Annotated in this window: 20 protein-coding genes and 1 pseudogene; 9 read left to right on the top strand and 12 right to left on the bottom strand. The window is 63.9% G+C overall.

The window, feature by feature from the left end; genetic code table 11:
• Positions 1-2 precede the first annotated feature (2 nt).
• From WCJ41_RS02030 to WCJ41_RS02050, 5 genes are all read right to left on the bottom strand, one after another.
• Positions 3-698: an ABC transporter ATP-binding protein gene (locus WCJ41_RS02030; protein WP_336904153.1), complete on the bottom strand. Its 696-nt coding sequence runs from the start codon at positions 696-698 to the stop codon at positions 3-5.
• Positions 698-1,393, bottom strand: a complete 696-nt coding sequence (locus WCJ41_RS02035) for an ABC transporter ATP-binding protein (protein WP_336904154.1) — start codon at positions 1,391-1,393, stop codon at positions 698-700. The genes WCJ41_RS02030 and WCJ41_RS02035 overlap by 1 nt, the downstream gene beginning before the upstream one ends.
• Complete coding sequence (locus tag WCJ41_RS02040) at positions 1,390-2,340, bottom strand: branched-chain amino acid ABC transporter permease (RefSeq protein ID WP_336904155.1); 951 nt, start codon at positions 2,338-2,340, stop codon at positions 1,390-1,392. Before WCJ41_RS02040 ends, WCJ41_RS02035 begins: the two co-directional genes overlap by 4 nt.
• On the bottom strand, positions 2,337-3,218 hold the full coding sequence (locus WCJ41_RS02045) for a branched-chain amino acid ABC transporter permease (protein ID WP_336904156.1): 882 nt from the start codon (positions 3,216-3,218) through the stop codon (positions 2,337-2,339). The genes WCJ41_RS02040 and WCJ41_RS02045 overlap by 4 nt, the downstream gene beginning before the upstream one ends.
• A 71-nt stretch (positions 3,219-3,289) precedes the next feature.
• Complete coding sequence (locus WCJ41_RS02050; RefSeq protein ID WP_336904157.1) at positions 3,290-4,594, bottom strand: ABC transporter substrate-binding protein; 1,305 nt, start codon at positions 4,592-4,594, stop codon at positions 3,290-3,292.
• A 248-nt stretch (positions 4,595-4,842) separates the two neighbouring features.
• Between WCJ41_RS02050 and WCJ41_RS02055 the strand changes: the two genes are divergently transcribed.
• Complete coding sequence (locus WCJ41_RS02055) at positions 4,843-5,634, top strand: DUF937 domain-containing protein (RefSeq protein WP_336904158.1); 792 nt, start codon at positions 4,843-4,845, stop codon at positions 5,632-5,634.
• Positions 5,635-5,661: 27 nt separating this feature from the next.
• Here WCJ41_RS02055 and WCJ41_RS02060 read toward each other — a convergent pair whose 3' ends face one another.
• A complete protein-coding gene (locus WCJ41_RS02060) occupies positions 5,662-6,105 on the bottom strand; it encodes a MarR family transcriptional regulator (RefSeq protein WP_336904159.1) in 444 nt (147 codons plus the stop codon).
• A gap of 3 nt (positions 6,106-6,108) precedes the next feature.
• The gene (locus WCJ41_RS02065) at positions 6,109-6,882 is read right to left on the bottom strand and encodes a ferredoxin--NADP reductase (RefSeq protein ID WP_336904160.1); all 774 of its coding nucleotides are present in this window, start codon (positions 6,880-6,882) and stop codon (positions 6,109-6,111) included.
• A 100-nt stretch (positions 6,883-6,982) separates the two neighbouring features.
• On the opposite strand from WCJ41_RS02065, the gene WCJ41_RS02070 reads away from it, so the two are divergent.
• From WCJ41_RS02070 to WCJ41_RS02085, 4 genes are all read left to right on the top strand, one after another.
• On the top strand, positions 6,983-8,401 hold the full coding sequence (locus WCJ41_RS02070) for a 6-hydroxynicotinate reductase (RefSeq protein ID WP_336904161.1): 1,419 nt from the start codon (positions 6,983-6,985) through the stop codon (positions 8,399-8,401).
• Positions 8,402-8,412: 11 nt separating this feature from the next.
• Positions 8,413-9,291 (top strand): SMP-30/gluconolactonase/LRE family protein, encoded by an 879-nt coding sequence (locus WCJ41_RS02075; RefSeq protein WP_336904162.1) that lies wholly within the window; start codon positions 8,413-8,415, stop codon positions 9,289-9,291.
• 402 nt (positions 9,292-9,693) lie between these two features.
• Positions 9,694-10,149 (top strand): (2Fe-2S)-binding protein, encoded by a 456-nt coding sequence (locus WCJ41_RS02080; protein WP_336904163.1) that lies wholly within the window; start codon positions 9,694-9,696, stop codon positions 10,147-10,149.
• A 56-nt stretch (positions 10,150-10,205) separates the two neighbouring features.
• Positions 10,206-12,362, top strand: coding sequence for a molybdopterin cofactor-binding domain-containing protein (locus tag WCJ41_RS02085; protein ID WP_336904164.1), 2,157 nt, complete (start codon positions 10,206-10,208; stop codon positions 12,360-12,362).
• Between the two features lie 66 nt (positions 12,363-12,428).
• Here WCJ41_RS02085 and WCJ41_RS02090 read toward each other — a convergent pair.
• A pseudogene (locus WCJ41_RS02090) lies at positions 12,429-13,787 on the bottom strand (linear amide C-N hydrolase).
• Between WCJ41_RS02090 and WCJ41_RS02095 the strand changes: the two are divergent.
• Both WCJ41_RS02095 and WCJ41_RS02100 read left to right on the top strand, forming a co-directional pair.
• Entirely contained in the window at positions 13,734-14,993 is a 1,260-nt protein-coding gene (locus WCJ41_RS02095; RefSeq protein ID WP_336904165.1) for an aminotransferase class V-fold PLP-dependent enzyme, read from the top strand. The pseudogene WCJ41_RS02090 and the gene WCJ41_RS02095 overlap by 54 nt on opposite strands.
• Before the next feature lie 36 nt (positions 14,994-15,029).
• The gene (locus WCJ41_RS02100) at positions 15,030-15,881 is read left to right on the top strand and encodes an amidohydrolase family protein (RefSeq protein ID WP_336904166.1); all 852 of its coding nucleotides are present in this window, start codon (positions 15,030-15,032) and stop codon (positions 15,879-15,881) included.
• Position 15,882: 1 nt separating this feature from the next.
• On the opposite strand, the gene WCJ41_RS02105 is transcribed toward WCJ41_RS02100, so the two are convergent.
• Both WCJ41_RS02105 and xsc read right to left on the bottom strand, forming a co-directional pair.
• Positions 15,883-16,641: a hypothetical protein gene (locus tag WCJ41_RS02105; RefSeq protein WP_336904167.1), complete on the bottom strand. Its 759-nt coding sequence runs from the start codon at positions 16,639-16,641 to the stop codon at positions 15,883-15,885.
• 90 nt (positions 16,642-16,731) lie between these two features.
• On the bottom strand, positions 16,732-18,507 hold the full coding sequence (xsc, locus tag WCJ41_RS02110; protein ID WP_336904168.1) for a sulfoacetaldehyde acetyltransferase: 1,776 nt from the start codon (positions 18,505-18,507) through the stop codon (positions 16,732-16,734).
• 481 nt (positions 18,508-18,988) lie between these two features.
• On the opposite strand from xsc, the gene WCJ41_RS02115 reads away from it, so the two are divergent.
• Positions 18,989-19,615: a tetratricopeptide repeat protein gene (locus tag WCJ41_RS02115; RefSeq protein WP_336904169.1), complete on the top strand. Its 627-nt coding sequence runs from the start codon at positions 18,989-18,991 to the stop codon at positions 19,613-19,615.
• Positions 19,616-19,722: 107 nt separating this feature from the next.
• Here WCJ41_RS02115 and WCJ41_RS02120 read toward each other — a convergent pair whose 3' ends face one another.
• Together WCJ41_RS02120 and WCJ41_RS02125 are read right to left on the bottom strand one after the other, a co-directional pair.
• Positions 19,723-20,838: a class I SAM-dependent RNA methyltransferase gene (locus WCJ41_RS02120; RefSeq protein ID WP_336904170.1), complete on the bottom strand. Its 1,116-nt coding sequence runs from the start codon at positions 20,836-20,838 to the stop codon at positions 19,723-19,725.
• 79 nt (positions 20,839-20,917) lie between these two features.
• On the bottom strand, positions 20,918-21,670 hold the full coding sequence (locus WCJ41_RS02125) for a creatininase family protein (protein WP_336904171.1): 753 nt from the start codon (positions 21,668-21,670) through the stop codon (positions 20,918-20,920).
• A gap of 215 nt (positions 21,671-21,885) precedes the next feature.
• Between WCJ41_RS02125 and ugpC the strand changes: the two genes are divergently transcribed.
• Positions 21,886-22,947: a sn-glycerol-3-phosphate ABC transporter ATP-binding protein UgpC gene (gene ugpC, locus WCJ41_RS02130; protein WP_336904172.1), complete on the top strand. Its 1,062-nt coding sequence runs from the start codon at positions 21,886-21,888 to the stop codon at positions 22,945-22,947.
• Positions 22,948-23,145: the final 198 nt, after the last annotated feature.

Consider the following 23,145-nt stretch of genomic DNA (forward strand, 5'->3'; position numbering starts at 1 on the left):
GCTCAGATCCCCACGTAACGGTCGATCAGGGCGCGGTCCTTGGCGAGGTCGGCCGCACTCTCGAGCCCGGTGACACGGCCATTCTCGACGAAGGCCACGCGGTCAGCCACCGGCAGCACCGCATCGACGCGCTGCTCGACCAGCAGCGTCGTCACGCCATGTTCCTTCAGGTCCAGCACCGACTGGCGGATGCGCGCGATCATCGCCGGCATCAGCCCTTCGGTGGGCTCGTCCAGCAGCAGCAGTTTTGGGCTGATGCACAGCGCGCGCGCCATGGCCAGCATCTGCTGCTCGCCGCCGCTCATGGTTCCGGCGCGCTGGGTGAGGCGGTCCTTCAGAAGCGGAAAGAGCGAGAGAACGTGCTCCAGAACCTCCGGTCCGGAATCGCGCGTCATCAGACCAACCTTGAGGTTCTCCATCACGGTGAGGTCCGAGAACAGCCGCCGCCCCTGGGGCACATAGCCGACGCCATGGCGCGGCACTTCATGGGCGGGCAGTTTCGACAGCTCCGTGCCGTCAAGCGTGATCGTCCCCTCACGCGGCGGAACGAGGCCCATGATGGCCTTCAGTGCGGTGGTCTTGCCCGCGCCATTGCGCCCCAGCAGGCACAGGATCTCACCCTTCTCGGCCTTGAGCGAGAAGGAGCGCAGCACCTGCGCAGCTCCATAGAAGCAATCGACCCCGCGCATCTCGAACATCAGCCCGTCCCCAGATAGGCGGCCTGCACGGCGGCGTTGGCACGGATATCCTCGGCCGTTCCCTCGGCAAGGATCATGCCCCGGTCCAGCACGGTGATGCGGTGGGCAAGCTCCATCACCAGCGGCATGTTGTGCTCGATCAGCAGCACGGTGGCATCCTTCGCGACGTCACGCACCAGCGTGATGAAGTTGTCGATCTCGGCATCGGACAAGCCCTGCGTCGGCTCGTCGAGGATCAGGAGTTTCGGCTTCAACGCCAGCCCCATGGCCACCTCGAGCAGTCGCTGGTGGCCATAGGCCAATGTCCCTGCGATCTGCGGGGCGCGGTCGGCGAGGCCAACGCGCTCCAGCGGTTCGAGACTCGCCTTGCCGCCGGGCTGGTGTGCTGCGAGCGCCACGTTCTCGGCCACCGAGAGGTTGGCGTAGATCGAGGTGATCTGGAACGTGTAGGCGATGCCCATCTGCACACGCCGAAAAGCGGGAAGATCCGTCACGTCGGCACCCTCGAACAGGATCGTTCCCGCGCTCGGTGCGACGCGACCCGAGATCAGGCTCACGAAGGTGGTCTTTCCCGCGCCATTGGGCCCGATCACCGCGCGCACTTCGCCCTTCTCGATGCGAAAATCCACGTCGGAGACGGCCTTCAGACCGCCGAAGCTCTTCGACAGTCCACGCGTTTCAAGCAGCACCGTCATGGCAGCCACCGCCACCAGCGCTGCCGGATGGTGCCCAGTATCCCCTTGGGGAAAAACAGCACCAGAAGGATCAGCACCACGCCGACGAACAGCAGGCTCGCGGATGTGAAGCTGGACGCGAAGTCGACCAGCAGGAACATCATTGCCGTGCCCAGCACCGGCCCCAGCACCGTGGCAGCGCCTCCCAGCAGCGTCCACAACAGCGGGTTGATGGAATACTGGATCGAGGCCAGCGTTGAGCCAGCATAAGCAAAGAGCAGCGCATAGGCAGCGCCCGCGAAGGCTGCGAAGCTGCCCGACAGCACGAAGGCGATGAGCTTGTAGCGCTTCACGTCATAGCCGAGCATGGCCGTGCGGTTCTCGTTCTCGCGGATTGCCACCAGCACATGTCCGATCTTGGAGCGCACAACGATCAGGCACAGCACGATCGCCACCGCGAGGAAGGCCAGCGCGATATTGTAGCGCAACACCGGGTCGGCGAGGTTCATGGGCGTGCCCAACAGCGAGAACACGCGCTGGTCATCCTTGATGACGATGCCCTCGTCGCCGCGAGTGATGTCGCCGAAGTAGAGTATGGTGAGGAAGGCCGCTTGCGAAAACATCAGCGTCACGATCATGAAGGCCACGCCGGTGGCCCTGAGTGCGATGAGACCGATGATGAAGGACACGACGATGCCGCAAACCAGCGCAAACAGGAGGGCCTCGGGTGCCGCAAGCCCCAGCCTGGTGACGCCCAGCGCCGCCGCGTAGAGCCCGGTCGCGAAGAACATCGCATGTCCAAGGCTCAACAACCCCGCATAGCCAAACAGGATGTTGTAGCCCGTTGCATAGATCGCCAGCACCATGATGCGGGTGATGGTCAGCACGGCATAGTCGCTCACGACGAACTGCGCGACGAACAGCGCGAGGATCATCGCGCCGTGCAGCAGAACGATGCGCGCCGTCATCTTGGCTCAACCCCGAACAGGCCTTGCGGCCGGAACACCAGCACCAGCGCCACGGCCAGCGTTGCAATGATCGAGGCCAGGGTGGGCGAGAAGAACATCGAGATCACGCCATCCGCCAGCCCGATGATGACAGCGGCGATGACGCTGCCCTTGATCGAACCCAGGCCCCCGATGATGACCACGATGAAGCTCATCAGAAGGGGATCGAGCCCCATCAGGTAATGTGCTTGCTGGATCGGCACGATCAGCACCGCTGCGACGGCGACGAGTGCCGCGCCCGCCACGAACACGGCGGAATAAACCTGGTTGACGGGAATGCCGAAGGCCGTCGCCGTCTCGCGGTCGAACTGGGTGACGCGCATGACGAGGCCCCACTTCGTCTTCGCCAGCACCCACCACACGGCGAGCAAAATGAAGATGGAGGCCACCACCACGAACAGCTTGTAGCCCGAGAAGCCGAACCACGGCAGCGCGATGCGGTAAGTGAAGGGTGCGGACACCGCCTTGGCATCGGCGCCGAACACGCTGAGTGCCAATTGCTGGATCACGAACATGAGGCCAATGGTGGCGACGATCGTCGCTTCCGGATCATACTTGATCCGCCGCAGCAGCAACCGCTCGGTGACGAAGGCCAGTGCCCCCACCAGCAAGGGGGCCACGATCAGCGCCGCGACGAAGCCCATGGCAGGCCCGCCCGGCACCATCTTTGCCACCCACCACGCCAGCATGGCGCCCAACATGAAGAACTCGCCATGCGCCACGTTGACGACGCGCATGACGCCGAAGACCAGCGACAGCCCGAGTGCGGACAACGCCAGCACGGCAGCGGCCACCGTGCCTTCAAGAAGAGCGAGCAGGAGGTGCGGGAAGAAGGCCAAGAGTGACGCCGTGCACGAGGGAAAAGGATGGCCGGGACGAAGCCCGGCCATGATGAGCGTGTGGAGAGGGCCTAGAGCGCCATCTTGGTGTAGTCGGCCTCGGGCTCGTACATGCCTTCCTCGATCGTTGTGCGATAGACCAGTTCGCCCACACCGCCCTTCACCTGGGTGATGTTCTGGTGGCCGAAGACCTGGTGGATCTTGCCGTTGAAGATCTTGTCGCCCTGCGGGTGCTCGTTGCCCTCGGGGATCGTGGTGATGGCTTCCGTGGCCTCGATCAGCTTGGCGCGATCATCCGGCCCCTTGTAGCCCGCCGCCTCCATCGCCTGCTTGATGATGTAGAGCGTCTCCCAGCAGCCAAACATGTGCGAGTAGGTCGAGACGTCGTTGGCGTCGGAGACGCTGGCGCCATACTGGTCCACGCCCACCTTGCCGCGATAGAAGGTGTCGAACTCCGTGGGCTTGGCGCCGGCATAGCGCGGATAGGCCTCCCAGAAATAGGAACCCTCGAGGAACTCGAGGCCTGGGCTCTTGAGGCTCACGGATTCCAGGCTGTCGATGAAGCCGAACAGCGGCGGGTGGCTACCGCCGTAGAATTCGCCGAGTTCCTTCACGAAGGTCAGCACGGCGGGGCCCACCATCACGTGGTAGATCACTTCGGTGTCAGCCGGAATCTGCGCGAAGTAGCGCGAGAAGGTGGTTTCCGTCGGCGGAATGGGGATCAGCGCATTGACGTCGCCGCCCTGCGCCTTGATCGCGGCGGAGAAATAGTCGCGGTGGTCATAGCCGAAGGCGAAGTCCGGGAAGATCATGGTGACCTTCTTGCCGAGGTTCTTGGCAATCCACGGCGCCATGGAGATCACCTGGCTGCGCACGTCCGTGATGCCCGGCTGGAAGGTGTAGCGGTTGAGCTTGCCGGAGGCCACGTGATGGCCCTCGGAGACCACGTAATAGGGCAGCTTCAATTCGCCCGCGCGCGGGGCCGAGCCCATGACGACATGGCTGAACAGCGTGCCGAAGGCCACGTCGCACTTGTGCTGGGTGGCGAATTTCTCGACCACCTCGGCGCCGCGGCCGGGATCGGTCGCGTCGTCCTCGGCGATGATCTCGACCGGGCGGCCGGTGATGCCGCCGGCTTCGTTGATCAGCTTCACCGCAGCGTCCGTCGTCTGCCCGTACCACTTGCCATAGGCGGCACCGATGCCGGTCTTGTGAACCTGGAAGCCAATGCGGATCGGCTCGGAGGACTGCGCCTGCGCATAGCGCACGAAGCCCGGTCCGGCGAACATGGATGCTGCCCCCGCACCCGCCAGTTTCAGGGCGGAGCGGCGCGTGATGCGCTTCTTTTCAGGCACGATCAGCTTCGTGGTCGACATGATTTCCTCCATTTATGTTTGCCCCGGATGCCGGGGCCCGGTCTGACGCCGGGGAGGATCATATCAAAAGAAATGACTGCGGATAGGGGAGTTAGACTCCACCCCCACGCCTCTGGGGGATCCGGCTCCGGAACAACCGCAGCCGCACCCGCAATTGATTGTGACCCTACAGTGTGAAACGCTGAGGTTGCGTATAAGTCCGCGGCAAGTTGAGGAGCCGCTCAACGCCAAACAGGAGGCAAGGACACATGGATCTTTCAGCAATCGGCCGTCAGTACGGTCTGGACCCGGCGCAGACCGAGGCGGCGGTTGCCGCCCTCGCGCCCGTCATCGCGGCGGGTTTCAAGCGCAGCGCCAGCTCAGGCGACGGGCTGGGCTCGATCTTCGAGACCCTTCAGCAGGACGAGCAGCGCGGCCAGATCGCCTCGCCCACGGATGCTGGCAACGTGGTTCTGGGCCAGATCTTCGGCTCGAAGGACGTCAGCCGCGGCGTCGCCCAGCAGCTTTCCGCCAATTCCGGCATCAGCTCGGCCATTCTCAAGCAGCTGCTGCCGGTGATCGCGGCCTATATCTTCAGCCAGATGATGAGCGGCCGCGGTGCATCGGCCTCGACGGGTTCGGGCGGCGGCGGGCTGGGCGACATTCTCGGCCAGGTCCTCGGCGGCGGTTCAGCACCGCGTGGGGCTCCTGCCCCGCAGGGCGGCCAGGGTGGCGGCCTTGGTGACATTCTGGGCCAGGTCCTCGGCGGCGGTTCCCTGCCGCACGCGACCCCTGCCCCGCAAGGCGGGCAAGGCGGCGGGCTGGGCGACATCCTGGGCCAGGTGCTTGGCGGCGCATCTGCCCCGGCTTCGCGGCAGGGTGGGCAGGGCGGCGGTCTGGCCGATGTGCTGGGCGGCATGCTGTCGGGCGGCCAGTCCCAGGGCGGCGGCGGCCTCGGCGACATTCTGGGCCAGGTCCTCGGCGGCGCCGGCGGCGCCCAGAAGACCAGCTCTGCCGATGATCTGCTGGCCAGCGTGCAGGCGGCCCTGCGCGGGCGCTAAGCTACAGCAACGTTGCGCCGCATCCGTTTAGCCGATGCGGCGCAGCAGCTCCACCAGCTGGCGGCGTTGGGCCGCATCCAGCGGCTTCAATGTTTCCGCGGTGATTGCCGTCGCCGCGGAAATGCCGCGCGCCACGGCAGCGCAGCCATCGGGCGTGATCGACACGCGCATGCGCCGGGCATCGTCAGGGTCCGGTGCGGTCGCCACCAGCCCACGCTTCAGCAGCCGGTCGACCACGCCCTTGATGGTGGCGGCATCCATCGCCGTCTCGCGGCCAAGCAGGTTCTGGGACAGTGACTCGAATTCGGCGAGCTTCACCAGTGCTGCCCATTGCGTCGCCGTCAGCTCGTCCGTCATGTGTTCGGCGAAGATCGCGGCGTGGCGCTGGCCCGCGCGGCGCAGGTAAAAGCCCACCTGGTCTTCGAGGCGGTAACCGCCGAGGGCAGTCGCCTTCGCTTCTGCCCCGGCCATGGCCTATTTCTCCACGAAGGCTTTTTCGATGACGTAGCTGCCCGGCTCATTGCTCGAGCCTTCGCTGAAGGACATGCCCTTCAGCAGGCCGACGATATCGGCGAGGAAGGCAGGGCTTCCGCAGATCATCACGCGGTCATGCGCGGCATCGACCGGCGACAAGCCAAGGTCCGAGGCCATCTTGCCATTGCCCATCAGCAGCGTGATGCGGCCACGGTTGCGGAACTCCTCGCGCGTCACGGTGGGGTAGTAGAGCAGCTTGGCGCGGATGTCCTCTCCAAGAAGCTGATCATTCGGCAGCTGGTTCTCGATCTCCTCGGCGTAGGCGAGTTCGGCGGCGGTGCGGCAGCCGTGGACGAGGATCACCTTCTCGAAGCACTCGTAGACGGCGGGGTCCTTGACCAGGCTCATGAAGGGGGCAAGCCCCGTGCCGGTGCCGAGCAGATAGAGGTTGCGACCGGGCGTCAGGTTGTCGAGCAGCAGCGTGCCGGTGGGCTTCTTGCCAACAAGGATCTTGTCGCCCACCTGGATGTGCTGGAGCTTGGAGGTCAGCGGCCCGTCCGCCACCTTGATCGACAGGAACTCCAGCTCGTCGGCATAGTTGGGGCTCACCAGCGAATAGGCGCGCAACAGCGGCTTGCCGTTCACCTCGAGCCCGATCATCGTGAACTGGCCGTTCTCATAGCGGAACGCCGGCGAGCGCGTGGTCTTGAAGCTGAACAGCCGGTCCGTCCAATGGTGGACGCTCAGCACTTCTTCCTCGAACAACGCACTCATGGGCCGCTCCTGCCGGGCTGGAAATTCGTTTGTATACATACAAAAAATATGGGATCATCCGGCACCTGTCAACAGCCATTTCGCAGCTGCGAAGGAAGCCATGGACAACCCGACCGACAAGATCCGCTGCGATGCGTGCCCGGTGCTCTGCTACATCCGTGAAGGCATGCTGGGCGCCTGCGACCGATATGCCAACCGGGGCGGCGTGCTGACCCGCACCGACCCCCACGTGCTGCTGGAGCGCACCCTCGAAGGCGGCGGCAGCCTCGTGCCCTTTCTCCCCTCGTCGCGTGACTGGGACGGTCGCGTGGTGCGCGAGCCCTCGACATTCGTCACCGCCATCGGCGCGGGCACCACTTACCCTGACTACAAGCCCGCGCCGTTCATCGTGTCTTCCGAGGTTGACGGGGTGGACATGGTCACCGTCGTGACCGAGGGCATCTTCAGCTACTGCGGCCTCAAGGTGAAGATCGACACAGACCGTCATCTGGGGCCTGAGACCGCCGCCGTGCGCGTCGACGGCGAACAGATCGGTCATGTCACCACTGCTGAATATGGCTCGCAGATGCTGTCGCTCGGCGGCGTGCGTCACCTCACCGGCGGTTCCAAGAAGGAAGGCCGCGTCACTTGCGAGGCCATGCTAGCACTGGCCAACTGCAAGCCCGTCGAGGTCAGCGTCGATAGCGGCGCCACGCTCATCATCGAGGCCGGCAAGGCGCCGATCATCAATGGCGTGAAGGAAGAGCGCATGCGGGTGGGCTGCGGCTCCGCCACCATCGGCATGTTCGCAAAGCAATGGATGGGTCTCGTCGACGAGGTGGTGGTGGTCGATGACCACATCACCGGCGTCCTCTCGGAGCACCAGGCCGGCAAGTTCCTCGGCGTGCCGGACACCGGCATCAAGATGAAGGGCCATCGTTCCACGCCGGGCCGCTATTTCAAGGTGGCGCAGCCCGGCACCGGCTGGGGCGGCACGGACCTCGCCGACCCGCTCGCCATCCTCAAGCCCTTCGACCCGAAGGAGGCCTGGGCTGGCCTGCGCCTGCTGATGGTCTCCACCACCGGCGAGCATTACGCCTATTTCGAACTCGATGAGGCGCTCGCACCCGTCGAGAAGGAATTGCCGCCTGCGCTGAAGCTCTCCGTCGACCGCATTCAGGAGAATTGCGACCCCGCCCTTTCCTCCGTGCTGTTCATGGCAGGTGCCGGCGGCTCGCTGCGCGCGGGCGTCACCGAAAACCCGGTGCGCCTCACGCAGTCGGTGAAGCAGGCGCTCACCCGCGTCACGGCGGGTGGTGCCCCCTGCTATGTCTGGCCCGGCGGCGGCATCACCTACATGGTGGACGTAACGGCACTGCCCGAGAATGCCTTCGGATCCGTACCCACCCCCGCCCTCGTCGCGCCCATCGAGTTCACCATGACGAAGGCCGACTACGCAGCACTCGGCGGCCACATGGACGAGGTACGCACGCTCGAAGACATCACCCGCAACGCCACCAAGAAGCGCATCGCGGTATAAGGAAAAGACCTTTGGACTGGACCAACGTCTCCCCCATCCGCGACCGCCTCGCCGAAAGCCCCATGTGGCATCCTGAGGAGGAAGCGCTTTACTGGACCGACTGGTATGGCCCCACCATCCACCGCAAGCGCTGGGGGCAGGACAAGGTCGAGAGCTGGACGATCCCGAACGAGACAGTGCTCGGTTCCTTCGTCTTCGCCAGCGGAGGCCGCTTGCTGCTTGCCGTCGACTCCGGCCTCGTGCTCTTCGATCCAAGAACCGGCAGCACGACGTCCTTCGCCAACCCGGACGGCGGGCGTGAGGGCATGGTTTACAATGACGGAAAGCTGGATCGCTTCGGCCGCCTCTGGGTCGGCACCTATGAACTCACCGAGCAGGACCCGCGCGGCATCATCTACTGCGTGACGCCGGATGGCAAAGCAACCATCGGCGATTCAGGCTTCCCCTCCTGCAACGGCCCCGCCTTCTCGCCCGATGGCCGCACGATGTATTTCAGCGACTCCGTCGGCCGTCGCATCCTCGCCTATGATGTCTCGCCGCAGTCTCGAAAGCTCGCCAACCGCCGCGTCTTCGCCAGCTTCGGGCCCGGCGATGGCCTGCCCGATGGCCTCACCGTTGACGCAGAAGGCGGGCTGTGGTGCGCGCTCTATGGCGGGTCCTGCGTCCTGCGTTTCCTGCCCGACGGCACGCTGCACAGCCGCCATGAACTGCCCTGCCCAATCGTCGCCGCCCCGGGCTTCGGCGGACCGGAGATGAACATCCTCTTCGTCGTCATGGGCTTGGCGCCACAGCGTGCACAAAGCCTCAGACCAGATGTGCGATGGCGGCGCCCTGTGCGCGCTGCAGCCACATCAGGCCGGATGCGATCCAGGCATTCCCTCCCCTTGTGAATCAGACTGCAAACAGCACGTGCCCGCCGGTGCGTGGAGGTGTTCCGTGTTCAGGATTGCCGCGGCCAACACGGCTGCATGGTTAACAGCGCGGTCAGCAACTACAGAAAACTGCGCATAAACTCGTAACAAAACTCACATAAGTAATACTATCATCACTATAGTAGTAATGCCAGTACTGGTAACTATACTAGCAATTTTTCCTTTAAAATCAGCGTTTTCATAGATTTATTGCCGTGGACAATAGCGCGTTGCGCAAATATGACTCATTTCAGTTATCTACTAAGCAACGCCGCGCGGCGCAGATTATTCCGGACGATCCCAAAAATTCCGGGGTGTCGACGCGGCAAACAGCCTCCGCAGGGGCTTCGTGAAGCAAGTGGGAAGGAAAAGACAATACCAATGGCTCAGATTTCATTCACCCTGAACGGCGTCAAGAAAACCGTCACGGTCGACAGCATCGAAACACCGCTCCTCTGGGTGCTGCGTGACGACCTTGGCCTCACCGGCACGAAATACGGCTGCGGCGTCGAGATCTGCGGGGCCTGCACGGTGGTGGTCAACGGCCAGCCCGAGAAGTCCTGCGACAAGAAGATCGGCGAAGTCGCCGGCGCCACGATCATGACGATCGAGGGCCTGAAGAACGATCCGCTCGGCGCCAGGCTCCAGAAGGCCTGGCTGCAGTACCAGGTGCCGCAGTGTGGCTACTGCCAGTCGGGCATGATGATGGCTGCCTATGGGCGCCTCAAGGCCGGCGAATCGGTGTCCTCCACCGCCACGGGTCTGAACAACATCTGCCAGTGCGGCACCTTCCAGCGCGTGAAGGAAGCGATCCTCGCGCTGCCCACCATCGCCTGAGCACTGCTTCCAGTCACGCACTCGCCCCCAAGCCGATAACAGCAGGACATCACATCATGCGCGCCAACACAGCCAAGAAAGATACACTGGTCATGGATCGTCGCAGCTTCCTCGCGGGAGCGGCGGCAGCCTTCCTGATGCCGGTCACCCTCACCGTCGCATCGCGACCCGCCGCAGCGGCAGCGACAGGTGTCGGCGCCTATATCCGCATCGGTGACGACAACAGCGTCACGCTCATCACCGGCCAGACCGAGATGGGCCAGGGCATCGCCAGCGGCCTCGCGCAGATCATGGCCGAAGAGCTGATGCTGGACTGGGCGCAGGTGCGCTTCGAACATGCGCCCGTCAATCCCCAGCTCTACGGCCTTCCTGGCTGGGGCGTGCAGCTCACTGGCGGCAGCACCTCGACCATGATGTGGTACACGCCGCTGCGCACCGCCTCGGCCAAGGCGGCCTACCGCCTGCGCGCCGCCGCCGCGCTGACCTTCGGCGGCACGATCGACCAGTGGTCGATGGTCGTTGGCGGCAAGGTGAAGCACGCAACCTATGGCGAACAGACCTTCGCTTCGGTGCTGGGCCAGATTGCCAACACCTCGGACCCCGCCACGGTGTCCTTTGCCGGCACCAAGCGCATCGTCGGCCAGCCGGTGCGCCGCATCGACCTTGCGAGCAAGGTCGATGGCTCGGCGATCTTCGGCGCTGACGTGATGCTACCGGGCATGGTGTTCGCCAGCGTCGTCCACTGCCCTACCATCACCGGCACGGTAAAGACCTGCCCCACCAGAGCCTCCGGCGCAATCGCGGTGGTCAACCTCGGCGATGCCGTGGGCGTCGTCGCCAAGAACACCTGGTCGGCCATGCGCATTGCCAGTTCGCTGCAGTCCAAGGTCGTATGGAACAAGCCGACGAACCTGACGCTTCTCGATTCCACCGCACTTGCCACCGCGGCACAGGCCCTGCAGGACACGGCATCGCCTCCCAACCTGAAGCCTTATGACACGGCCGGGACGCCCGACGATAAGCTGGGCCAGATCGACGTGACCTACAAGACGCCGTTCCTGGCGCATGCCTGCATGGAGGTGCTGAACGCCACTGTGTCGATCACCAAGGCCGACGGCGTCGTCACCTTCGTCGAGCTGTGGGTGCCCACCCAGGGCCAGAGCTTCATTCCCTCCACGGTGCGCAGCGTTGCGGGCCTCGAGAAGCTTACCGACGCCCAGATCAAGGTGAACTCCATGCTCTGCGGCGGCGGCTTCGGCCGCAAGATCGAGCAGGATTACGTGCTGCAGGCGATCAAGCTGGCGATGGCCGTGAACAAGCCGGTGAAGCTCACATGGTCGCGCCCGCAGGACTTCAAGAACGACAAGTACCGTCCCTATGCCTCGATGCATGTGAAGATGGGCGGCGACGTCAACGGCATCAACGCCATGGTCTACCGTAACGTCTCGGCGTCGATCAATTTCCAGCATGGCTCCAACCCGGAAGACACGGGTGCCGTCGCCGGCGCGGTGAAGCTCCCCTACTCGATCCCCCACCGGCGCGTCGAGTTCACGCCGCTGCCGACTGCCGTGCCGCTTGGCTACTGGCGTTCGGTGGGTGAATCCTACAATACCTTCGCCATGGAAAGCGCCATCGACGAGATGGCACTGGCGCTGAAGCAGGACCCGATCGACTATCGCCTGCGCATGCTCTCGGGTGATGTGCGCGCCACCGCAGTTCTGCAGAAGCTCAAGTCCTCGCCCAACTACACCGGCATGAAGGCCGGCCAGCGCGGCGTGGCCTTCCTCAAGGGCTTCAACAGCTATGTAGCGGTTGCACTCGAGATCACGCTGGACTCGTCGGCGCGCATCAAGGTCACCAAGGCGCATTACGTCATCGACTGCGGCGTGGTGATCAACCCCAACGCCGTCGAGGCACAGATGCAGGGCGGCCTCGTGCACGGCATCTACTCCGCACTCTACAGCCGCGTCACCTTCGCCAACGGTGTGCCGAGCGTCACCAACTTCTCGAACTATCGCGTACTGACCCCGAGCGACATGCCGAAGGTGACGGTCGACATCCTGGAGGGCACGCCAGACACCGCCATGCCCGGCGGCGTCGGCGAGGCGGGCGTTCCCTGCGTCGCACCAGCCATCGCCAATGCCTATGCCCGCCTGAAGAGCACCCGCGTCCGGGAACTGCCCTTCCACCCGGGCATGACGATGTCGGACTAATAAAGATGGGGAAGCCGCTTGCGGCTTCCCCTCTCACTCTTCCGGGAACTTCAGCAAAGCAGACGTCTAATAGATCACCTTGCCGGGCTTGAACTTGCTCGTGACATCGCCGGAAAGCGCGATGTTGTTCGGGTCGAGCACCATGACGGGACTCCCCTCCTTCAGGTCAAACTTTTCGAGCCCCGTCCAGATGACGTTTGGCGCCGTGGTGAACTCGAAGAAATAGGTGCGGTTGGTCAGGTCCATGGCCGTGCGGTATTCGGTGTTGTAGAGGCTGCCCGGTGCCCGATTGGGCGCGCCGAAGGGCACGGAGACGTTGCGCGCAATGGCAAGGGTGGCGGCGATGGCTTAACGCGTATCCTTCGGCTCCGGTAACCACTGGCGGTAATAGTCCGCCCGGATGAAGCGGTCCTTGGCGTCGGTGTTGCCGGGAATGGGGGTCTGCCTTGTGGCATTGTCGAAATTGTAGCTGGCGCGGTTGGCCAGTTGCTGGTCGTAGGACGGATCATTCGTCATGATGCGGTAGTCGCGGTTGTGATAGACCGTCTTCTTGCCGCCCGGGATATATTCGATGATGGCGCTGTCGCCCGTCGCATCCTCGATCGCAAGGTGGACGGTCGCCTTGATGCCGTCATGGTCGACCATCAGTGGCTGCACGCCATCGAGCAGCGTCAGCGCCTCTTCGACGCTCGCCGCATTGTCCAGCACGAACTGCCCCCACAGCGCGGCCTGCAGCCCGCCCTTGGTCGCGTCACGCGCGCCGAAATCAGCGGGAATGAAATACAGAAGGTGCATGCCCACACCCTTTTCATTGAACCCGTCGGCCGTGCCCGCGCCATAGACGGAGGTGATGATGCTGCCGTATTTCGACGTCCAGCGCGCCGGGTTCACCGCGTCGATCTGCTGGCCGGCAAACATGCCGCCATCACGCGCCATGCCGCGCGGCAGCACGGTGATCAGTGGCTCGGTCGAGACCGGAAAATCCATGGTCCGCCCCACGAACACCGCAAGCTTGTTGGTGTTCCAGAGGATCCGGGTGCAGGCATCCGCCATTGGCGCCAAGGCGAGCGAGCCGAACAGGCAAGCGATTGCAATTGTCTTGGCCGCAGTGCGGCATTTGATCGTCATGTCTGTTCCTTCCTTTCGTGGCGGAGTCGGTGAACCAGAACACCCCTGCGGGTGATTTGCAACAAGTCCCCTGTCACCGGACTCCACAAGATAGGGTGGCAGGTCGACGGCACCGCCAGAACACAGCGGGCCGACAAGCCACACATCACGCCGGGCAACGATTGTGACGAAAAACACCGCCCTCTTGCCATTCCCGACATTCACAGGCATCCCGGCAACCACCTGAATTCCGGAGTGTCGCCCATGCTCACCACCATTCCCGGCCTGTTGGACGCCGTCCGCGCCCGCTTCGCGCATGTGGACAGCTGCCCCTTTTCGGGCCCCCGCGTGTTCTTCGAGAATGCCGGTGGCGCGCTGACACTGAAGGCGGTGGTGGAAACCTCCGGCCTCTATGCCGCCATCCCTGACAACCAGGGGCGTGACAATCCGGCGTCGAAGGCGCTGATGTCAGCAATCGACAAGGCCAAGGCCAATATGCGGCTGTTCTTCAACGCGCCTTCGGGCCAGGTCTTCGTCGGCGAGAGTGGCACGGAAGTTCTGTTCCGCCTCGTCCGCACCGCGGCAATGGGTGCGGATCCAGGCGGCATCCTGCTGTCCACCACGCTCGAACACCCCGCTTCGCGCAGCGCCATGGCGCGCTGGGCGGAGGTCACGGGCCGCGCCCACGTTCTCGTGCCGCATGATGATGCGACGGGCTGCGTCACGGTCGCGGATTACCTGCCCTTCATCACGCCCGACGTGCGCGTCGCCACCATTGTTCACACTTCGCCGGTTACCGGCATGGCAGTGGACGTCGGCGCCATTGCCGCTGCGATCCGCAAGGTGGCCCCCTCCTGCTTCATCATCGTCGACGGCATCCAGCATGCCAGCCATGGCGCGGTGGACATTTCAGCGCTCGGCCTCGATGGCTATGCGATATCGCCCTACAAGGTGTTCTCGCGCCACGGCTATGGCGTGGGCTGGGCTTCCGACCGCCTGACCTCTTGCACGAAGGAAACCGTCATCGGAGGCCCCGCCACCAGCTGGGAAATGGGCACGCGTGATACCGGCGCCTATGCCACCTTCACCGATGTCGTCGACTATCTCGTCTGGCTCGGCGGCCACTTCACGAAATCCGATGACCCCCGCTCCCGCCTCGAAGCCGCGGCCATGGCCATCCACGATCACGAGCACGCGCTGGCAGACGCAATGGTCAACGGCACCGGAAACCTGCGCGGCCTGAAGGACATTCCCGGCCTCCACATCATCGGCGGGGCGGACAATGCAAGGCGCGAAGGCGTCGTCTCGGTCTGGCTCGACGGCACGCCCAGCGAGGAAGCTGTCACCTACCTCAACGACCGCGGCATCCGCACCCACACCCGCAAGGCCGACCATTACAGCGGCAATGTGCTGTCACCCCTCGGCCTCAAGGACTGCGTCCGCGTCTCCTTCAGCCACTATAATTCAATGGCCGAGGTGGCACAGTTTCTCACCGCCATGAACGAGTTCACCTCCGCCCAATGATGGGCTAGCCTGACCGAACAAACCGGACGGAGCGCCATGATCGATTTCGCCATCACCGACACCCACGTCCACCTGCTGGATACAAGCAAGTTCAAATATGGCTGGGCGTCAGGCGCTCCGAAGCTGGGGCGCGACTGGACCATCCATGACCTTGAGGCAGCATCCAAGCCCTATGTCATCGAGAACATGGTCTTCGTCGAGGTCGACGTCGACTACCCCCAGCACATGGACGAGGCCGAATGGGTGCAGCAGTTGGCCGATAGCGACTCGCGCCTGAAGGGTTGTGTGGCCTCGCTGCCGCTTGAGCAGGGCACGGCACTCGAGGCTGATCTTGAAAAGCTTTCCAGGTTCCCTGTGGTCCGCGGCATCCGGCGTCTCATCCAGAACAAGACCGACCCAGAATTCGTGCTGCGGCCGGACTTCATTGCCGCAATAAAACTGCTACCGAAATTCAACTACAACTTCGATGTCTGCATCTACCATCATCAGTTCGGCAACGTCATCGAGTTCATCCGCAAGTGCCCCGAGGTGTCGTTCATCCTCGACCACATCGGCAAGCCGGGCATCAAGGACAATCTGATGCAGCCATGGAAGCGCCATATCCGCGAACTCTCCGAACTGCCCAACGTGATGTGCAAGCTCTCTGGCGTCACCACCGAAGCCGACCACGACAACTGGACGCGAGAACAGCTACGTCCCTACATCGACCACGTCATCGAGAGCTTTGGATTCAACCGGATCATGTATGGCGGCGACTGGCCGGTGGCGGAGCTTGCGGGAAAATACACCGACTGGATCGGCGTGCTCGACTGGGCAACATCGGGCTGCACCCCGGAGGAGAAGCGCAAGCTGTTCCGTGACAACGGAATTCAGGCTTACCGGCTGTAGGTCAGTTGGCCGGCGGCGGTGACGCGAGCGTCACGTCCTTGCCGGTGCAGATGGGCGGCAAGTCCTTGTCGCCGAACCAGATTTCAAAGGTGTTCGGGCGCACCTTCTTGGCGCCGGACCAGCGGTTGGTGAGGTTCACCACCTCGATGTCGAAGCCGATGCTGCGCAGCCAGTTGGCAATGGCTTCGGCCTTCGGCACGTCATCATCCTTCATGGCGCGGATTTCATTCACCTTTCCGTCCCACTTCGCCATGGCGATGGAGGGCACGGTGATGGCCGCGCCGTCAGTGTCCTTGAGGCCGGTCAGCAGTTTCGAGAAGCAGGCGCGCTGCTGCTCGTTCAGCACGGTGACGAAGACGCGCGACGGCAATCGTTCAACCGCCTCCTTGAACACCGCCTGCACATTGGTGTTGGTCTGTGCTGCCGCCGTCAGCGCGCGTTCCATCGCGCCCAGCAGCTGCGGGTCGGATGAGTTGTTGGCATAGTCGAGCTGGGCGGCGACGAATTCGACGGGCACCTTGTCGTTCTTCAGCAGGTACTCGAACATGGCGACGCCATATTTCTGGCGCTCCGGCCTTTCGTCGCTGACGAGATCGATCATCGTCTTGAGATCGTTCACGTTCTGCTGCCAGCGCGTGTAGTAGAGGCCCATCCCTGCAATGGTCAGCGGGATCATGATGGTGGCCGTCATCTGGATCATGAGGTCGCGCCAGGCGCGGGCGCGCTCGCGGATTTCGGATGCCTTCTGCGATTCAGCCATGCTTGTCCCTGATGTTCACGCCCGCCCTAACACCAAGTCATTGCAGCGAAAACGTGACGGAGCCCCGGTGGCCGGGGCTCCGTCCGAGACTTACACCGTCTGCGGTCGCATGTCCTTGGCGTCGATGCCGGCGACTGCAACCGGCTTCTTCATCGCATCGCGGCGGAACGGCTCGCCCAGTTCCTGGTTGATCATGGCCTCGATGAGCGTGGTCTTGCCATGCTTCATCTGGTCGTCGATCGCCTTGGCAAGCGCATCGCGCAGCTCGTCCATGGTGCGGGCGACAACACCTTGCAGGCCGCAGGCCTTTGCGATGCCGGCGTAGCTCACCTGCGTGTCGAGTTCGGTGCCCACGAAGTTGTCGTCATACCAGAGCGTCGAGTTGCGCTTTTCGGCACCCCACTGGTAGTTGCGGAACACCACCTGGGTGATGGCTGGCCATTCCTTGCGGCCGATGGCGGTGAGCTCCGTCACCGCGATGCCGAAGGCGCCGTCGCCCGAGAAGCCGACCACGGGAACGTCGGGGCAGGCGATCTTGGCGCCGACGACGGAAGGAAGGCCATAGCCGCAGGGGCCGAACAGGCCGGGGGCCAGGTACTTACGGCCCTGCTCGAAGGTCGGGTAGGCGTTGCCAATGGCGCAGTTATTGCCGATGTCGGAGGAGATGATGGCCTCCTTGGGGAGGGCCGCCTCGATGGCGCGCCATGCCATGCGGGGGCTCATCCAGTCGGGCTTGTCCTTGCGGGCGCGTTCGTTCCAGGTGGTGCCCGGATCATCGTCCTCGTGGTCCATGGAGGACAGCTGCTGGGCCCAGCGCGACTTGGTCTGGGAAATCAGGTTCTTGCGGTCCTCGCGGCCCTGGTCGCCGGCGGACGGCGCGAGCTTGGCGAGGATGCCCTCGGCCACCTTCTTCGCATCACCGACGATGCCGACGGCGACCTTCTTGGTGAGGCCGATGCGGTTGGGGTTGATGTCAACCTGGATGACCTTGGCCTCCTTCGGCCAGTAGTCGAGGCCATAACCGGGAAGCGTCGAGAAGGGGTTGAGGCGGGTGCCCAGCGCCAGCACCACGTCCGCTTGCTTGATCAATTCCATGGCCGCCTTGGAGCCGTTGTAGCCGAGGGGGCCGGCGAACAGCGCGTGCGAGCCCGGGAAGGCGTCATTGTGCTGATAGCCGACGCAAACCGGGGCGGAGAGCCGCTCGGCCAGCGCCTTGGAGGCCGGGATGGCGCCGCCGAGGACCACGCCCGCGCCGTTGAGGATGACCGGGAACCTGGCCTCGGACAAGAGCTTAGCCGCAGCCGCAATCGCATCATCGCCACCTGACGGGCGCTCGAAGCCGACGACGGCGGGCAGTTCGATGTCGATGACCTGGGTCCAGAAGTCGCGCGGCATGTTGATCTGGGCCGGGGCCGAGAGGCGCTTGGCGTTCATGATGACACGGTTGAGCACTTCCGCCACGCGGGAGGCGTCGCGCACCTCTTCCTGGTAGGCGACCATGTCCTTGAACAGGGCCATTTGTTCCACTTCCTGAAAGCCGCCCTGGCCGATGGTCTTGTTGGCGGCCTGCGGGGTGATCAGCAGCAGCGGGGTGTGGTTCCAGTAGGCGGTCTTGACGGCGGTGACGAAGTTGGTGATGCCCGGGCCGTTCTGGGCGATCATCATGCACATCTTGCCGGACGCACGGGTGAAGCCGTCGGCCATCATGCCGCCCGAGCCCTCATGCGCGCAGTCCCAGAAGGTGATGCCGGCCTTGGGGAAGTTGTCGGAAATCGGCATGAAGGCCGATCCGATGATGCCAAAGGCATGCTCGATGCCGTGCATCTGGAGAACCTTGACGAAAGCCTCTTCGGTGGTCATGCGCATGGGTATCTGTCCTCGCGTAAATCGGTTTGCCGTGGGGCGGTAGGCTGCCTTCTAGCCCCCCCGCCTGCTGTGGTCCTAGAACCAGAGGCCGGAGACACCGGGGTCCACAGCCGCGGCGCCGGGGAGAGCGGAGCGGATTTCGGATGATGCAACCGCGTTGCTGCATGTTGCCAACGGATGCGGTTTGGGTTGCAAAAGCGATGCTGTTGTTGGCATGGGTCGGGCAAAGATTTGGCAACCGCGGAAGGTTGCGAAATTTTATTGCGCAACGGGAATATGTTCAAGTGGCGGCAGGTGCGGTGATTGTGTGACGGCGCTGCAACTGGATACCCTCTGTGCCGCCATGCCATGGAGCGTGGCGGGCCGTAGCGGGTAAGATTTTGGACCTATTGCCCTGCCAAGCCCCCTGCCGTAGAGGTGGGGTTGAGTTGACACTCCGGCCGGGCCAAAGACCCGGGGCGGAATTGCAGAGGAGTTTTCGATGAAGTTCGATCTTCGCGCCGGTGCTTTCGCCCTGGCCATCCTGACCGCCGCCAGCGGCGCTGCCTGGGCGGATGCCTACAAGGACGGCATGACCGCCTTCCAGGGTGAAGATTACGGCAAGGCCCTGAGCCTGCTCCTGCCCTATGCAAAGGATGGCAATGCCGAGGCCGCCTATCTCATCGGCGAGATGTACGGCCCCCGCAGCTGGGGCCAGAAGGGCGAGAACCGCAACGGCGTGGAACTCGACAACAAGCAGGCCATTTTCTGGTGGGGCGAAGCCGCCAAGAAGGGCAATGTCGATGCGCAGCTGAAGCTCGGCTGGTGGCTGATGAAGGGCCAGGACGTGGTCAAGCAGGATCAGGCCGCCGGCATGAACTGGCTGCTGATGGCGGCAAACCAGGGCGAACCGCAGGCCCAGTACGAAGTGGGCCTCGCCTACTGGAAGGGCCGTGGCGTGAAGCCCGATCCGATCGCCGCCTACATGTGGCTGGACATGTGCGCCAACGAGCCGGGCTTCGACAATGCCGCCAACTACCGCGACCAGATCGCCAAGGGCATGTCGGAAGACCAGGTGAAGCAGGCCAAGCTGATGGTCCAGGCCTTCGCGCCGAAGATTTCGAAGTAGGACCCGCAGCCATGATCATGCATCAGTTCACGGCCAAGCACTGGGTCATCACCTGCATCATCATCCTGATCGCAGTGGGGGCCTTCGCCGCCACCTGGGCCTGAGGCTCAGGCCAGCGCCGCTGTCTGATAGAGCGTCACCTTCAGCCCGCCATGCAGGACGGGGGGGTCGGGCGCGAGGAACGGCAGTTCCGTGGCCCGCGCCAGTGACGTGTCGGTGGTGACCATCCCCACCCGCCAGCCGGAAAACCGCGCCTTCAGCACCTGCCCCAATGCGCCATAAAGCGCGAAGAGCGGCTTCTTGTCGCCGATGCGCGTGCCATAGGGCGGGTTGACGATCACCAGCCCCGGCTTGCCTTCAGGTGGCACGAGTTCACTGACCGACTGCTGGGTGAATGAGGTGCAGGCGGAAACGCCGGCGCGCTCGGCATTCTGTTTCGCCATGCGGATGGCGCCTGCATCGCGGTCGCTGCCGAAGAAGGAGACGGCAGGCTTGCGCAGCGGCGCGGCGGCCTTCATCGCGTCCCACACTGCCGGATCGAAGGTGGCAAGCTTCTCGAAGGCGAAATGGCGCGTACGGCCCGGTTTGAGGCCTGCTGCGATCTCCGCTGCCTCGATGATGAAAGTTCCTGAGCCGCACATCGGGTCGACGACGGGCTCATCACCGGTAAAACCGCATTGGCGGAGAAAGAGTGATGCCAGCGTCTCGCGCAGCGGCGCCTTGCCGATCCCCTGCTTGTAGCCGCGCTTGTGCAGCGACTCGCCCGAGCTGTCGATGCTGAGCGTGCAGAGATCATCCTCGATGCGGGCCTTGACCACCACCTCGGCATCATCGGCGAGGACAGCGCCGAACTCTTCCTGAATGGCGCGGGAAATGCGCTGGGCCGCGGCACCGGAGTGATAGATGCGCGAGTGGGTGCAGCTGGCCTCGACGTGGACGGGCACGTCCTTCCTCAGCACGCTGCTCCACGGGAATTCACGCGCCAGCTTGTCCAGCTGGGCGAGATGCATGACGCGGAAGGACCCGATGCGCGCCAGCACATGGCCGCAGCCCCTGAGCTCCAGATTGGCGCGCCACACGTCACGCCATGTGCCCTTGACCATGACGCCGCCCGCCACCTGCTTCACCGCCTTGAAGCGGCGGGAGCGCACCTCGTCGTAAAGCGCGGTTTCAAGGCCGGGAGGGGCCATGAGGAAGATATCGAAATCAGGAACGGTCGCCATGCCGACCGCTTATCGCGAAAGACACCACGGGGCGACAAGTTTCCGCGCGGGCCTTGAAGGGCCTTGCCGCCTGACGGCTTCAGGCGCGGGGCGGCAGGCCCAGCGCGCGGCGCATGTGGGCGAGGATCAGGTCGCGCCCGCGCGCGCCCGTTTCCGCAGAGGCATTGCGGGCGGATTCGGTGTACCAGCGCTCATCCGAGATCCGTTCCATGTCCACCGCGTCGGGGCACATGGCGAGCATCAGCGAGGTCTCGCCCTCGCCCGCGTGGTCGAAGGGATATTCACCCATTGTCTCGCGCGTCATCAGCGGGTGGATCTTGATCCAGTTGAAGGGGTCCTCGCCGCCCGCCTGCCTGGCGTAGTAGTCCGCCATGTCGCGGTTGCCCCACCAGCCTTCGCCGCGCGTCTTCTCCAGCATCGCAAAGATCGCCTGGCGGGCGCCGAACTTGAAGGCAAGATCCGTCGGCATGCCAGTGGCGAAGTTTTCCGTCTGGTGATGGATGAAGGCGTGGATGTTGCGGAAGCCCACCCGCAGCAACCCATTGAAGAGTTCGCGCGCGAAGGGGTGGAGTACGGTCGAATCGACCTGCACCGAGCCCGTGCCCTCCGGCGGTTCGACCGCATAGCTCGCCGCGCCATAATAGAAGGGCGGGAGGATGACGATGTCCGCCTCCTTCTCGAGGATGTCGAGGGCACAGGTGACGGCCAGCGTATCCATGCCCACGGCCATGTGCTCGCCGTGGTATTCCAGCACGCCCAGGGGCAGAATAACGGGCGTATTGGCCGCGATCGCTGCGCGGATCTGGTGGGGGAGCATCATTTCATAACGCATGGGCGGCTGTCCCTAGTAAGCACTCGACGAGCTTCGAAAGCTGCCTAGCGCATGTTCCGATCAGGTGAAATCACCTGATCGATCAGAACATGCGCCAGGTTAAAGCTGGAGCATGATCTTGTCGCAAAAGTGGGTTCCACTTTTGCGGATCATGCTCTAGTCTCCGCCCTTGATCAGCGGGGCGCAAGACCCCGCACTCTCGAGGGGGATGTGACTTGGCTTCGGTCGAAATCGTTGACTTGCGCAAAAGCTATGGCGACCAGGCGGTCATCCACGGCGTGTCGATCGCCATTTCCAATGGCGAATTCGTGGCCCTCGTCGGCCCCTCGGGCTGCGGCAAGTCAACCCTGCTGCGCATGATCGCGGGGCTGGAGGAAATCACCGGCGGCGACGTCAAGATCGGCGACAAGGTGGTGAACGGCCTGCCGCCGAAGGACCGCGACATCGCCATGGTGTTCCAGAACTATGCGCTCTACCCGCACAAGACGGTGGCCGAGAACATGGGCTTCGCGCTGAAGCTGCGGAAGACGCCCAAGGCGGAGATCGACCAGCGGGTGAAGCGCGCCGCCGAGATCCTCGACCTCATGCCCTATCTCGGCCGCTATCCGCGCCAGCTGTCGGGCGGGCAGCGCCAGCGCGTGGCCATGGGCCGCGCCATCGTGCGGGCACCCCAGGTGTTCCTGTTCGACGAGCCCTTGTCCAACCTCGATGCCAAGCTGCGGGTGCAGATGCGCGCTGAAATCAAGGAGCTGCACCAGCGTCTGAAGACGACGACCGTCTACGTCACCCACGACCAGGTGGAGGCCATGACCATGGCCGACCGCATCGTGGTGCTGCATGACGGCATCGTGGAGCAGATCGGCACGCCGCTGGAGCTTTATGACCGGCCCAACAACCTGTTCGTCGCGGGTTTCATCGGCTCGCCTGCCATGAACATGTTCAAAGGCACCATCCGGGCGGGCGCCCACCCGCACTTCGAGACAGCCGACGGCACGCGCCTGCCGCTGGCCACAGCACCTGCGGGCTCAGACGGGCTTGCGGCCATCTACGGCATTCGCCCCGAGCACCTGACGCTGGGCGGCGAGCTGAAGCCGCAGGTGACGGTGATCGAGCCCACCGGCTCCGAAACGCAGGTGATCGCCAAGCTGGCGGGCGAGAAGATCATCGGCGTGTTCCGCGAGCGCGTGAACGTGAAGCCGGGCGAGACCATTGCCATGTCGCCCGATCTTTCGCTCGTCCATCTGTTTGATGCGAAATCGGGCAACCGCATCAGCTGATACGCCCCGGCCACTGGAGTCGCAGACCTCTCAGCCCATCATCGCCGGGCGCGTCCCGGCGATCCTTTTTGTGACCTCCGCACAGGATGCCCGGGACAAGCCCGGGCATGATGAACGGGGGAAACGGGTCGTGGCTTGTGCAGCGCACATATTGCGATGCACGACAAGTTCGTGATGGCATTGGTGTTTTGCCGCTGC

The sequence above is a fragment of the Aestuariivirga sp. genome, from assembly GCF_037139295.1.
Lineage (GTDB): Bacteria > Pseudomonadota > Alphaproteobacteria > Rhizobiales > Aestuariivirgaceae > Aestuariivirga.

Coding starts and splice junctions, on each gene's coding strand:
- WCJ41_RS02085 (WP_336904164.1), top strand. CDS start 10,206: ATGCGCGCCAACACAGCCAAGAAAGATACACTGGTCATGGATCGTCGC.
- WCJ41_RS02050 (WP_336904157.1), bottom strand. CDS start 4,594: ATGTCGACCACGAAGCTGATCGTGCCTGAAAAGAAGCGCATCACGCGC.
- WCJ41_RS02065 (WP_336904160.1), bottom strand. CDS start 6,882: ATGAGTGCGTTGTTCGAGGAAGAAGTGCTGAGCGTCCACCATTGGACG.
- WCJ41_RS02070 (WP_336904161.1), top strand. CDS start 6,983: ATGGACAACCCGACCGACAAGATCCGCTGCGATGCGTGCCCGGTGCTC.
- WCJ41_RS02125 (WP_336904171.1), bottom strand. CDS start 21,670: ATGCGTTATGAAATGATGCTCCCCCACCAGATCCGCGCAGCGATCGCG.
- WCJ41_RS02120 (WP_336904170.1), bottom strand. CDS start 20,838: ATGGCGACCGTTCCTGATTTCGATATCTTCCTCATGGCCCCTCCCGGC.
- WCJ41_RS02100 (WP_336904166.1), top strand. CDS start 15,030: ATGATCGATTTCGCCATCACCGACACCCACGTCCACCTGCTGGATACA.
- WCJ41_RS02080 (WP_336904163.1), top strand. CDS start 9,694: ATGGCTCAGATTTCATTCACCCTGAACGGCGTCAAGAAAACCGTCACG.
- WCJ41_RS02105 (WP_336904167.1), bottom strand. CDS start 16,641: ATGGCTGAATCGCAGAAGGCATCCGAAATCCGCGAGCGCGCCCGCGCC.
- WCJ41_RS02055 (WP_336904158.1), top strand. CDS start 4,843: ATGGATCTTTCAGCAATCGGCCGTCAGTACGGTCTGGACCCGGCGCAG.
- WCJ41_RS02060 (WP_336904159.1), bottom strand. CDS start 6,105: ATGGCCGGGGCAGAAGCGAAGGCGACTGCCCTCGGCGGTTACCGCCTC.
- WCJ41_RS02035 (WP_336904154.1), bottom strand. CDS start 1,393: ATGACGGTGCTGCTTGAAACGCGTGGACTGTCGAAGAGCTTCGGCGGT.
- WCJ41_RS02095 (WP_336904165.1), top strand. CDS start 13,734: ATGCTCACCACCATTCCCGGCCTGTTGGACGCCGTCCGCGCCCGCTTC.
- WCJ41_RS02030 (WP_336904153.1), bottom strand. CDS start 698: ATGTTCGAGATGCGCGGGGTCGATTGCTTCTATGGAGCTGCGCAGGTG.
- WCJ41_RS02040 (WP_336904155.1), bottom strand. CDS start 2,340: ATGACGGCGCGCATCGTTCTGCTGCACGGCGCGATGATCCTCGCGCTG.
- xsc (WP_336904168.1), bottom strand. CDS start 18,507: ATGCGCATGACCACCGAAGAGGCTTTCGTCAAGGTTCTCCAGATGCAC.
- WCJ41_RS02115 (WP_336904169.1), top strand. CDS start 18,989: ATGAAGTTCGATCTTCGCGCCGGTGCTTTCGCCCTGGCCATCCTGACC.